The sequence below is a fragment of the Ferdinandcohnia jepli genome, from assembly GCF_047246645.1.
Classification (GTDB): Bacteria; Bacillota; Bacilli; order Bacillales; family Bacillaceae_L; genus Ferdinandcohnia.
The window spans coordinates 15685-29301 of sequence record NZ_JBFOKR010000017.1; the positions used below are offsets into that span (position 1 = coordinate 15685).

Genomic DNA, 13617 nt, shown 5'->3' on the forward strand with positions numbered 1-13617 from the left:
AAAGTAAGAATACCAAACTTTAAAAATAAATTTTAATTGTAGCCAAGGCCGTTAACACTTGTGATTTTTCAAGAGCTGTTCCATTGTGGTATAGCTTATTAATATCATTTTTAAGTTCAGCACTGATTTTAGGGTGATTACTAAATTGATTAAAATACTCATCCATAAAATCACGTATTTGAATACTATTTTCATACCAATATTGATACGGGTTCATACTATCGGCCTTTGCCTTTGTTTCTAGCCCTATTAGACTTGATAATTTTTGCCATCCACGCCTACGAATTTTATGCATAAGTTCTGTATAACTGTTTAATGACATTTTGGCTCCTGTTTTTTCCCATTTATATTCTGCAGCCTTTGGATACTTTTTTAATATCCATTTTTTGTATATAGTTCGATTTTTACGTAATTCTATAGGGATACTCAAACAAAATTCAAGCATATCAATATCTAAAAAAGGAGAAACAGTCTCAAAATAATTTCGTCGTACTGAATGTGAATTTAAAATACCTCTAAATCCTCTTACATTCATAGCAAACATTTCTTCATTTTCATATTGAACCGATTTATCAAATTTTAATTGATTTGCAAGTTTGTTTGAATATCCATACTTGAACTTATTAAAAGTGTTACCGTTATTATTTTTTAGATAACTGCCTAAAATAGCTCCACCTAATTGTCCTGTATGACAGAGCCCAATATTATTTATATTAAGATGTTTATAGGATGTATTAGACTTTGTTACATTAAAATAACCATCCAGTCCAAAATTCATTTTAACAATCTCTTCAATATCATAAATCATTTCTGGAGAATCTAGTGATTTAAATATCCAGTTAATATTTAAATCTGTTGATACTTGCTCGGCAATCCTTGCATCAAAGTATCCAGATTTTGAATAACTTAAGGCTAGAATATTCTTGTATCCTAAATCGGATGCAACCCATACATTCATTCTAGAATCTAACCCCCCACTTAGTTCTGCAAAATGGGTGTAACCATACTCTAGATCCTTATTATATTCTAGTGTTATTGCTTTTCTAAATTTCATATCTATTTGCTCAATCAATTCATCTTCATTCAAATTCTTCAAATCATACTTGTCATTTGTTAACTGATAATAAGGTATCTTAACTAACTTCCCTTTGCTTATTTTTAGATAACATCCATTTTCAAGTTTCTCTATTTCTTTTATATAGGTTTTATTATCTATTTGAAACGAAAAGGTTAGTGTAGCATAAACTGCTTGTTCATCTAATCTATATTTAATATTGTGGTTATTTAAAGTATCAACTATATAGTTAACTTCATTTCCAATAATAAAATTCCCTTTATCAGAGTAATAAAATACTTGGTTGTCTCCAATATGATTGGTAAATATTATCCATTCATTGATACCCTTCTTGTAAACCGCTCCTGAAAAACTCCCCTTAAATTCCTTAAAGAAATCATCAATCCCTCGATCTATCTGGTGTACAATAGTATCAAAGAAATTCCGTTTTCCGTATTTATTAATTAGTTCTACCTTATTTAAAACCACTCCTTCTATAATAACGATATATCTATTATCCTCACTGAATATTTTATCATCTAAGAATTTATTTAAAGTATTGCGTTTGATTGAGTATGATTTGTTTTCTATACATTCTTTAATGCTTTTATTGTTGTTATAAAAGTTATCCAATGGTTCACTGTTTCCATTTAATGTACTTATAAAAAAACCAGGCAAAATTACCACCCTTATTAAAATGACGTTATAAGATCCAATTACACTTAATACATATTAAACATAAAAAATTGTAGTAATTAAAAATAACTACAAAACATTTAAATGATTTAGATTAATAATTTCAAGAACATAACTTTGAACAAACCTTGTTTAACGCAACCATATAGTTTTTTGTGAATTTATTAATAGTGCAATTTTGGTTGTAAAAGTCAAGGTTCTCATCAGATAATTTTTCCTTTTCTTCAGCTGGGAGGTTAAAACTATCGATAATAGTTTGATATAAGTTCTCACTATCTCCACTTTTAAACAGCCGTAACCCTTTAGTTTGCTTTGCAATATCAATGTTTCCACCTGTTTTTGATGTTACTATCATTTTGCCAAGAGATAGAATTTCTACAATTATTAAATCGAAATAGGTATTTCGATTAGGTATAACGACAATATCTGATGCATTTATTAAATTACTAGGATCTGATATATGCCCCAATTCAATCCAATTTTTGTTTTTTGGCACAGGTATTCCACTTATGGCACCAGCACATATTACTTTTATATCTTCTTTCTCTAAACGATCTGCAAGTGATACAAGAAGATCATAACCTTTAATATAATTATGCCGTCCAATATAACATATAACTTTATCATGTTTAGATAAAGATAATTTCTCCCTATAATCTTTTGTTGGAATTGTTGGATTTTCAATTTTAGCACCAGTGAAAACATAATTTATAGGCTTATTTTTTGAAAACTTTTTAAATCCAGGAAAATCATTATATATCTTCATTGCTCCTTCACTAGGAAAAATAAATCCAGAGCATTCCTTATAACCGTACTTTTCAATTTGTGTTATTATAAAACGAAAAAAGGGGAAGTTCCATTTTGTACCCAATTTTAGTTTTAGAGGTATAACCGATTCATCTTCTAGTGGTTGTGGCCTATGCGAAGTAAGAATAATTTTACCATTATATTTTATAAATCTTCGTAAATAAAACACATCCTCGCAACTATGAGTATGAATTATGTCATATTCATGAATTTCTTTGCTTACTTTTTTGGAGCAATTAATACCTTTCTTGATTAAGTAGAGTAAAGATCTTATCTCCTGTACAAATGGACTATTTATTTTTGGGGTTGTAGAACCACCTTGCTGTTTATTAGTCTGCACAACTGAAAATAATGGTATCGTCGTCGAAGCTTCCTTCAATCCTTCAAACAAATTATATAAATATCCACTTGGACCTCCAGTATTCTTACATATACCCGAATAATTAAAAATTGCTATTTTTTTTTCCATAAAAAATCCTCCATTACTTATGTTACTACCATTATTTTAAGGCAAGTTAATTGCTACTGGAAGATCCTACTCTCCTCTTTGCCCTAAATACTCTTTCAACAATTACAATTAGCAACCAAAATTGAATAAACCACATTATATAACTTGGTGAGTACATCATTAACAGCATAATTACAGCAATAGTTATTGGAATAAGACGGTTATTTTGCCTATCTGCTATTTTTGCAAAAATACCCAATATTGTAGGTGCAATCCAAAATCCTAAAAATCCAAAATTTGCAATCATTTCATCGAATATAGATGTTGTCATCCAATTTATACTTTTCTCCACAGGTACACCTATTAATGCAGATGTCAAATATGAGTTGTATCCCATAGAGGGTACATGCAAGAATTGTAGAGGAAAAAGGGAACCTATTTGAGTTATAATACTTTGGCCAGGATACTCTAGTACTTGCCAAGTATTTGGGTATAATAAAGAATGTATGACCATTTTAACAGTGTCGTCTCTAAAGAAATCTATTCGAAGAGTTGTATAAATACTCTCAAATCCAATATAATCTCTATAAGTTATTTTTACATAGATACTATATAATAAGAATGTAATAATAATAAATGTACCTAGTAGATATATCCACTTTCTATTACTCATTTTTGTATTAAAAAGTAAATATGATATTATTAAGACCCCAGCAAAAAATATAATTGATCTTTTAGCTTGAACACAAATAGACATAGTAATTATTGTTATAAAAAATACTTTAGTAATAATTTTTCTCTGTTTTTTAAATAAAAATATAATTGCTGAAACAATACTAATATATGATAATTTCTCAACTGTTGAATAATATTTTTGACCTACAATAGAAACTCCTAAATCTCTCCAACCAAAGTTCCATAATATTTCTTTAGACATTGGAAAAACTACTACTAAAACTACTGTAATTATTGATGCACCAAACATCAAAAAATCAGACATACTGTTGGATGATGAATGTAGATTTTTAATATTATTTACTCTAGGTAAATCATGCATACTCCTGTACTTTTTATTACTAAACCTAAATCTATTGTTACCAACAATAAGCATTATGATTTGTGATAGTAAAATATAAGTTGCATATACGTATCTAGTAGGTGCATCGTTGTATGATATATTAAATCCATAAAACAAACTACTATAACTTGGAAAGCCAAATACATAGTCCATTATTAGTGGTAAAACAAAGACAAAGAAAAATAATAAATGTACGAGATAAATAGTTTTATCAACCTTAACAGTTTTCTTTATAGAGTTTATGGCTAATATAATAGAAATTATTATTACACAAACTTCATAAATTTCTAACATTATATTACCTCATTTACATTTTCATTAAGCATCTTAAAAAAGTCTTTTCTTAAAGTTTCTGCATTAAAGTAATTTTCAAAGAACTCCATAGCATATTTCCGCATATCTTCTTTCTCATGTGTTGATAAATTAATAAATTCTAAAATTGCTGCATTAGTTTCAGATATTGTTGGTTTAGTAGCAACTATTGTTCCAAATTCTTTTCTTACAATTTCAGAGTTGCCCCCAACATCTGTTGCCAGAACTGGGATACCATATGAGATTGCCTCCATTATCGATACCGGTATACCTTCAGAGGCACTTAAATTTACAAATAAGTCAATAGGATTTGCTGAATAGAAATCGTGAATTCTTGTGTTTTCAATGGCTCCAAGCAAATTTATATTTAGATTTTTATTTTTCTTTTTGCTAACTAATCTTTTGATATTTTCCATCTCTTTACCATCACCAATATGAGTCCACTCAATAGGCAGCTCTACATTTACTGCGTCAAGAGTTTTAAATATCAAATCAATTCTCTTTACTGGAACAACATGAGAGCATGATAGTATCCTGAATACTCCGTCACTTGAAGGCTTATTTTTATCCTGACCTAGTTTCTTTGCGCCAAGATATCTCACTTCAGTATTTTCAAGTGATAAGTTTAACTTTTTTGCAATTTCCTTTTTGTAACTATTATAAACATTTTTGCTTATAAAACTAACAATATCTAACCTACTATGATAATTCTTTCGAAATAACACTTTAGTAAATTTGTTTTTTATTTCATCTACTTCAAATGAATGTGCTAATGATACGGCTTTTGCATACTTATATTTCTTTTTTGCTTCAGTTACTGCAAATGCAGTTCCATCATACCAAGCGGAATAAAAAACCCACTCTTGTGAGTCATTTATTGTTAATTTTAGGTTATTAGCTAAACATTTTTCAAACAGTCTTGCTAATGCCAAGTAAAAAATATAGAATTTTATATACCCTGCCGATAATTTCTTACTTTTTATACCATCAACCAACTCTATTCTTTTTTCTTTTTCAAACATTCTATATATTGAGAACATCCCATTTAAATATAACTCCTTTTTGTTATAAAATAACATTTCAACATTAGGAATTTTCGAAACCACTTCTTTAAATTTACTATCATACGGACAAATAACTACAACCCGCTGAAAGATATCCGCTGCATATCTTATTTCATTTCTTAAAAATGAATGTGTATTTTGGGATATGATAACAATATTTTTCCTCATTTTAATACCTCATGAAAAATTGGATTATTTAACAATACCATCTCAGATTGCTTTTTTAGTAAATTAAAAGGTATTACCTTTTAATTAATATTTTCTAATCTTTTTATTAGCTTATTATTATAAACATTGATATCAATTTCATCTTCTAACTTATAACAAGCATTCACAAATTTATTATAGTATTTACTATCTGTAGCCATTTTTCTTAATACCAATTCAAGCTCACTTACATTTTTATGACTTACGGACACTCCTACGCCCTTACTTTCAACAACTTCTCCCAAATACGTGTCTTTAGACACAATAATTGGTAATTTGCAATAAATTGACTCATATAATTTATTTGGCAAAGCAAACTTAACATTATTTAAGTCTGCATCATAGACTGAATAAACACAATCAACTTTTCCGTATAACTGAGAAATTTCTGTTTCATACTTATATTTACCTATATACTTTATAAAACTCTTATTCTTACAAATTTGTTCGATCTCATCGTCTAAGCCTGCTCCTGCAAACAATAAATCTACATTACTTTTTTCTGCAGCTTCAATTAACATTTTCATCTGTTCTTTATATCTAATTGCCCCTATAAAACCAACTGTAAATTTATCTGTCCTTTTTCTAGAAAAGTCTTTAAATGCATTCAAGTTTGGCATATTAGGCATGAATAAGAGTTTTGATTTTGGCACGAAATTAGAATAATAATTTTCATAAAATTTCTTTGATGTAACAACTAAGGTATTTATATTTTTACATAGTTTTTTTTCAAGTTTTACAAGAAGCTTTCTTGCATATTTCTTAATACCTCTATTTTGATCATCTATGATTAACTTATTTAAATCAGCAATTTCATAAATAATTTTAGGTTTTTCTTTCCTGCCTAATGAGTACAAGCTTGCAATTATCAACATATCTATGTTCGCGACATAAAGGCTTTTTGGCTTTAAACGTCTAATTTCCTTCAGTGCTTTAAATCCAAATCTCACTGTAGGAAATATCCTTTTTAATGGATTAGTATAATCTGCTGTAACATTTATCTTAATGTTTTCGATATCCGAATGATAAACATCCCATATGTTAACTCTCCCTCCTCTATCCCAAAAGATTAATGCTGTCTGTCCAACATTTTTAGCTACCTGTAATCGCTTATTCATTCTAGGATTTGGAACGTGAGATATTACAAAAACAAAATCCATAAATTACTTCCTTTTCTTTAAATTAATAAATGTTTTTTAGTAATGAGTATATATCGACATCAACAGTTCTTATTGTTTTAGCAGGGATGCCTGCAACAATACTATTATTTGGTACATCTTTTGTAACAACTGCATTCGCGCCAATAATAACATTATCTCCTACTTTTATCTTACCAATTATCCTTGCTCCTGCGGATATATAAACATTATTTCCTATCTCAGGGATACTTTCAGGATCAAGTGCCCTTCCGATCGTCACATTTTGACCAATTAATACCTTACTCCCAATTTTTGACCTTGCGTGAATTACAACACCAATTCCACCGTAAGCAAACTTGCTATGTTTACCAATTTCTGTAGTATATGGAATGACTGAATTAAAAAGACTAAAGGTTAATACCTTTGTGATAAATGGTAGAATAGGGATTTTATGCTTATAACACCAATTTCCTACTCTATATAGTTTTATCGCGTTCATTAAATAAACTTCCCATCTTTTTATATTAAATGATAAACCTATTTCAAATGTTAACTCTCTATAATATCCGTTATCCTTTTACTTGCGCACCCATCTCCATAAGGGTTACTTGCCCGACTCATTTTCTCGTATTCTTCTTTTTCTTCTAGTAACATTTTAAAAGTCTTGTAAATAACTTCTTCATCCGTTCCTACTAATTTCAATGTGCCGGCTGCTACTCCTTCAGGACGCTCGGTTGTATCTCGCATAACCAAAACTGGCTTTCCTAAGCTAGGGGCTTCTTCTTGAATGCCTCCACTGTCGGTCAAGATTAAATGGGATCGTGAGAGAAAGTTATGAAAATCTAAGACTTCGAGAGGTTCAATAATTCTTACTCTGTCACAATTCCCTAAGATATCGTTAGCTGCTTCTCTTACTACTGGATTCATGTGAATTGGATATATTGCTTTAATATCAGGTTGCTCATCTATAGTTCTTTTGATAGCTCTAAACATATTTTTCATTGGTTCCCCAAGATTTTCTCTTCTATGTGCAGTTATCATAATTAATCTGCTATCGGCTGCCCAGTCTAAATGCTCATGAGTGTAATCTTCTCTGACTGTTGTTTGTAAAGCATCAATAGCTGTATTACCAGTCACATAAATGGTAGAAGGATCTTTTCCTTCATTTATCAGGTTCTCTTTAGAAACATCTGTTGGTGCAAAATTATATTTTGCAACTATCCCAACGGCTTGACGATTAAATTCCTCTGGATAAGGCGAGTAAATATCATATGTTCTTAGTCCAGCCTCAACATGGCCAACAGGAACTTGTAAGTAGAAACAAGCTAAAGATGTTACAAATGTTGTGGAAGTATCACCATGAACTAGTACTACATCTGGCTTAACTTCTTCTAGTACACTCTTCATTTTTTCTAAAATATTTATAGTAACATCAAACAGTGTCTGTTTTGCTTTCATAATTGAAAGGTCAATATCTGGAACAACATTAAACGCATCCAAGACTTGATCTAACATTTCTCTATGTTGGCCTGTAACACAAACAATAGTTTTTAAGCTTTTTCTTGTTTTTAGCTCTTTAACCAATGGACACATCTTAATTGCTTCCGGTCTAGTCCCAAAAACCACCATTATTTTCTTACTCAATCTACTCACCATCTTTGCATTATAATTTATAGGACTCCTTAAATGTACAAATATTCTTAGTATCAAGGACTAACTTAGTCTTTATTAGATCCATGTTGTTTTTAATATGTTCATGTCCGACCATAACTACAAGAATTTCTATCTCATTTAAAAAGTCCTCAAAATTCATAAATTGATGATCAACAATTCTTTCCTTAACAAATGGATCAAATACCTTAACACCAAATGCTAAATGTTCATCCATACGTTCTAATAGTTGAAGTGTTGGACTCTCTCTTGTATCATCAACATTTTCTTTATAAGCTAATCCGTAAAGACCAACTTTGGATATATCTTTAATCTCATGCTCTCTCATAATATCTCTAATACGTCCTAATACATGTCTTGGCATAGAGTCATTTATCTTACGTGCCGTTAAAATCAAGTTGGTTAAGTCGGGATAATCACCTACTAAAAACCATGGATCTACTGAAATACAATGTCCTCCAACCCCTGGACCAGGTTGTAAAATATTTACTCTAGGATGCATATTAGCGATTCTAATAATCTCATATACATCCATATTGTCTGTACGGCAGATTTTAGCTAATTCGTTAGCAAATGCAATATTAATATCTCTATAGGTATTTTCAACAACCTTAGACATCTCAGCAGACCTTATATCCGTTACAACAATTTCGGCCTTACAGAAATTTGAATATAAACCTTTTACTTTCTCTCCTAATTCTGGATTATCTGCACCAATAGTTCTTGCATTATGCTCAAGCTCATAAATCATATTTCCAGGGATTATTCTTTCTGGAGCATGTAATAAGTGAATATCTTCTCCAATTATATATCCTCTCTTTTCTATTTCAGGACGAATATATTTATCTATTGTGCCGGGAGAAATAGTTGATTCAATAATTAATGCTGCTCCCGTTTCACAAACATCAAGAATGTTATTAACCGCTGAGATAACATACTTCGGATCAAGTTTCTTACTATCTTTTAGGAAGGGAGTTGGAACTGCAACAATGTAAGTGTGAGTCTTCTGATATTCCGTTGTAAATTCAACCCCATTTTCAAAAGCTTCTTGGAAAAGCTCCTCTAGTCCTTTTTCTTCAAATGTAAGTTTACCTTGCTCTAGGGTGGAAACTAATTCTTCATTCAAATCTGTGCCAATTACCTTTATCCCCGATTTTGCAAACATAAGGGCTGTTGGTAAGCCGATATAACCTAAACCTATAACATTAATCATAAAAAATACCTTCTTCCAGTTAATTACTTTCCTTCTATTTCCAGTTTAATTCCCTCTTCAAAGCTTAATGGTTTAAAACCTAAATCCTTCTCTGCTTCTTCATATGAGAAATCTTTGTTTTCATTAAGCCTTAATACCTGTTCAGCCTTTAACTTAGGATTTGTTGATAACTTTTCATACAGTTTTAACAAGTTGTAGCTTAGTTTCATTGGGATATGAATTTTTATTACCTTCCTACCTAGAACTTGACCCGTAATATCAACCACTTCATTATAAGTAAGTGGTTTAGCACCGGAGACATTATATTCCTTCTTAATACTTATAGACCTTTCATAAGCATTAACAATTACATTAGCTAAATCCTTTACATGTATGGGTTGTTGTAAGTGTGTGCCAGCACCAAGAATAGGAAGCACTCGTAATTTTTTTAAGTACGATACTAGCCTCCACATATTGCGGTCTCTAGAAGTTCCATAAATCATAGTAGGTCTGATAATTGTATAATCTAATTTACTTTCTTTAATTAGCCTTTCAGCCTCTAATCTAATTCCTTTACTCTGAGGATTTAATTTTGTATATATTCCAGTAGTACTGACAAAAATCGTTCTTTTAACATCCACTTTCTCACACGCTTTTACTATATTTGGTGCATGACCGAACCCTAGCGATGAAATGTTAATTAATGCATCTTTGCCTTTCAATGCTTTACAAATAGAATTATAGTCATCCAATTCACCATAAATATAGTTAACATTCATTTGTCTTATAGTATCAAGTTTGCTAGTTTTTCTAACGAAACAAGTTACATCATAGCCCCTCTGAACTAGCTCTTTTAATACAAATTCTCCCAAAAACCCCGTTGCCCCAGTTAAAAGAATCATATAAATCTCCCTCTATATACTCTTTAATATTTCTAAATATTTCTCTGCAAGCTTTTTCCTAGTAAAGTTCTGCTCAACAAAAGTTGGCCCATTTTCTTTTCTTTTTTCATATAAAATTTTATCGTTTTTTAGTTTAAGTATCGCATCTTTAATTTCATTTACATTGTCTGGTTTAACAACCTCTGCTCCCTTTGACTCTTTTAAAATATTTGCTGCCTCCCCATCCACACTTGCAACAATAGGGACTCCACACGCCATTATTTCAAACATCTTTGATGGGATAAACGTCTTAAATAGTTCTATATTTTTCAATGGTATTAAACATATATCAGATGTGTTATAAAATTCAGGGATACTTTCTTTGGGTTGTGAGTCAATGAATATCACATTTTTAATTTTTTGGTCCCTAGTAATATTTTTTAATTTTTCTTTTTCAGCACCCTCCCCAACAAATAAAAATTGAATGTCATTATATTCTTGTAAGCACTCTGCTACTTTTAAAACTGAGCTAAGGTTCTGAGATATTCCATGTGCACCTACGTAAGAGATAACAAATTTGTTTTCCAAATCATATTTATTGATTAAATTACTATTTTTCCCCTTTGGATAAAACATATCCTGATTCACACCATTTGTAATTACATGAACCTTTTCGCTTTCAATTCCTCTACTAACTACATTTTCTTTAAAAGATTTTGTTACCATTATCAATTTCTTACTTTTTCTATAAAAGAACATTTCCATTTTTTCTAAAATGTTTGTTAAAAATCCTCGCTTCATAACACCTAGTTCAATCATTGCAGCAGGCCACAAGTCTCTAACTTCCAAAACGAAAGGTACTCTTTTTCTTAAGCTATACCAATAGCCTGAAAAAATCGAAAAAAAAGTAGGTGAACTAGTCACTACTACATCTGGATTTTTAATTTTCCTCATTGAAATGAAAACAGAAGAAAACATAAAAGATATGTGTCCGATTGTCTTCTTTATAAAACCTTTATTTGGAGTAGCATATACGTAGTTCCTATGAACGTTAATGCCATCCATTATTTCATGCTTATATTTTAAGCCTTGATATTCATCTGGAATAATTCCCGTTGGATGATTAGGAAAACATGTTACTACATGTACATCGTTACCTAATTCAACCCAATGTCTAGCCATTTCATATAGCCTTGCGGAAGGTGCTCCTATTTCAGGCGGAAAATAATGACATAATAGAACTATTTTCATAGAACCCCCCCCAACTCTTTAATATTTATTTTTATTTCATCTGTATCACTAATTAATTTTATTTCAGTTTCAGATTGATAAATTTTATATTGCTGTATATTATAAGGGTTAATCTGTATTAGATACCCAAATACATCTTTACTTTCATCTTTATTACATATTACTGTGCAATTTTCTTCTTTCACATTAAATTCTTGAGAATACCAACCATGTTCAAAATCTACTTCCCTAGTTCCAATGAAATTGATTTCCATTCTTTCTCTCTTCGTATTTAAAATGTGGATTGAATTATTGACTTTCTCTAGTTTGGTGCCTGGAACAAAGTGTAAATAACTTTTAACTTTACCTTTCGACTTTGTTGTAACATAATCTAAAACGATTAACTTATCTGAATCAATATTACCAATATACCTTTTATGTTCTGCACCTTGGTATGATGTATAAGCACCTGAATAGAATGGTATATTATTATAAATAAAATGTTTTCTTCTAACACTTTTTATCCGCTTAGCCACTCTAAAGTTACCCCATAATTGTGATTGCTCTTGTTCAGATATGGTTACAGTATTATGAGCTTTAGTACTTCTAAAATAATCTCTCCACTTACCATTTTCATATCTAAATGTTCCCGAATTCACAATAAATGGTTTAGTATTGATAGAAAGCTCAAAACTTAAAGCATCACAATGACCATGAGCAGGTAAATATGATGGACAAATATCCCCAGTATCAAAGATGAGCTTTTTATAATGATCTTTAACGATGTAATAACCACTATTCCCAAGTGTCTTCTTGAATTGTGGTTCTAAATTAAATACTGTCTTACAAACCTCTAATAGACAGTTAAGGTCTCTACTGATACCATCAGCACTATCATTGAAAGCTGGGGTCTTCCCAAAGCTATCTTCTAAACTATAAAGAACATCTAACATCTTTTGAATGTAACTTATTAGACTTCTATATATAATATCGTCTTTTAGCCAGTAAGTAATTTTAATAAGATCTTCTAATATAATTTTGTGATACATTGGACTTAACTCGAAATGCATTCCATCATCTAGTATTTGTTCATCTAATTGATATAGTAATTCCTTTTTGAACTTCTCTTTTACCCTTATATCTTCAAAAAATACGCTTCCGATAATTAGTGCCTTAATATTTTCAAAATAATGATTTCCTAATACATCCTTCTCAAGGTTGGATTGCAAATACTTATATTGTTCATAAATAGACACCTTAAATCTTTTATTAAATTCAACATCCTGTTCTAATCTTTCTTCGAACATTTGATAAGTTGAGATCCAATTCGTAATTCTTAACGATATGGTATACGGATGCCACCCATCTCCATAAGCAAATCTATTATTATCTATCCAATTATTTATTAAACTCTTATACTTTTCATAAAATATAGTTGCATTTTCTTTTTTTGAATACTCATAAGCTAGTTTATATAAATACTCGAAATAATGTAGGTTATATCTCCATAAATGTTGCAAGTCTTTGTTATTCCATGCATTTTTTAATTCTACTTGATGGGTTATATTAATAAATGTATATTTATCATTTAAAACATCTTCAATATTAAATCTTTCCAAGTAGCTTTCATTAAAGTCTAATTCAGGAATAATAAAAGTGCCTTGTTTTTTGTTCTTTTTCGTATCATTTAATTTTAGTTTAATTGTTACTAGGTTTCTTTTATACAATTCACGTTTAAATCTATTAAAAAGCCTGTAGTATACTTGTTTAGGTTTGAGATACTTTATAGTGTTATAATATAGTACTAGTTTTTTTTTCATCATCCATAGCACCTCATA

At 30.1% G+C, this 13617-nt stretch carries 11 protein-coding genes; all 11 read right to left on the bottom strand.

All coding sequences use genetic code 11. The annotated features are described in order from the left end of the window. Positions 1-19 precede the first annotated feature (19 nt). On the bottom strand, positions 20-1732 hold the full coding sequence (locus tag AB3M96_RS17850) for an asparagine synthetase B family protein (protein WP_412968991.1): 1713 nt from the start codon (positions 1730-1732) through the stop codon (positions 20-22). A 121-nt stretch (positions 1733-1853) separates the two neighbouring features. After that, positions 1854-3026, bottom strand: coding sequence for a glycosyltransferase family 4 protein (locus AB3M96_RS17855; protein WP_412968992.1), 1173 nt, complete (start codon positions 3024-3026; stop codon positions 1854-1856). Between the two features lie 46 nt (positions 3027-3072). Next, positions 3073-4377: an O-antigen polymerase gene (locus tag AB3M96_RS17860; protein WP_412968993.1), complete on the bottom strand. Its 1305-nt coding sequence runs from the start codon at positions 4375-4377 to the stop codon at positions 3073-3075. Further along, positions 4377-5627: a glycosyltransferase gene (locus AB3M96_RS17865; RefSeq protein WP_412968994.1), complete on the bottom strand. Its 1251-nt coding sequence runs from the start codon at positions 5625-5627 to the stop codon at positions 4377-4379. Before AB3M96_RS17865 ends, AB3M96_RS17860 begins: the two co-directional genes overlap by 1 nt. Positions 5628-5707: 80 nt before the next feature. Continuing rightward, on the bottom strand, positions 5708-6826 hold the full coding sequence (locus AB3M96_RS17870) for a glycosyltransferase (RefSeq protein ID WP_412968995.1): 1119 nt from the start codon (positions 6824-6826) through the stop codon (positions 5708-5710). A gap of 22 nt (positions 6827-6848) precedes the next feature. Further along, the gene (locus tag AB3M96_RS17875) at positions 6849-7304 is read right to left on the bottom strand and encodes a serine O-acetyltransferase (RefSeq protein ID WP_412968996.1); all 456 of its coding nucleotides are present in this window, start codon (positions 7302-7304) and stop codon (positions 6849-6851) included. Between the two features lie 50 nt (positions 7305-7354). Then, positions 7355-8434: a non-hydrolyzing UDP-N-acetylglucosamine 2-epimerase gene (wecB, locus tag AB3M96_RS17880; protein ID WP_412969066.1), complete on the bottom strand. Its 1080-nt coding sequence runs from the start codon at positions 8432-8434 to the stop codon at positions 7355-7357. Positions 8435-8468: 34 nt separating this feature from the next. Continuing rightward, on the bottom strand, positions 8469-9689 hold the full coding sequence (locus tag AB3M96_RS17885) for a nucleotide sugar dehydrogenase (protein ID WP_412968997.1): 1221 nt from the start codon (positions 9687-9689) through the stop codon (positions 8469-8471). 23 nt (positions 9690-9712) lie between these two features. Then, positions 9713-10570 carry an NAD-dependent epimerase/dehydratase family protein gene (locus AB3M96_RS17890; protein WP_412968998.1) on the bottom strand — a complete coding sequence of 286 codons (858 nt, stop codon included), beginning with the start codon at positions 10568-10570 and terminating at the stop codon, positions 9713-9715. Positions 10571-10582: 12 nt separating this feature from the next. After that, a complete protein-coding gene (locus AB3M96_RS17895; protein WP_412968999.1) occupies positions 10583-11800 on the bottom strand; it encodes a glycosyltransferase family 4 protein in 1218 nt (405 codons plus the stop codon). Continuing rightward, on the bottom strand, positions 11797-13599 hold the full coding sequence (locus tag AB3M96_RS17900) for a heparinase II/III family protein (RefSeq protein WP_412969000.1): 1803 nt from the start codon (positions 13597-13599) through the stop codon (positions 11797-11799). The genes AB3M96_RS17895 and AB3M96_RS17900 overlap by 4 nt, the downstream gene beginning before the upstream one ends. Positions 13600-13617 lie beyond the last annotated feature (18 nt).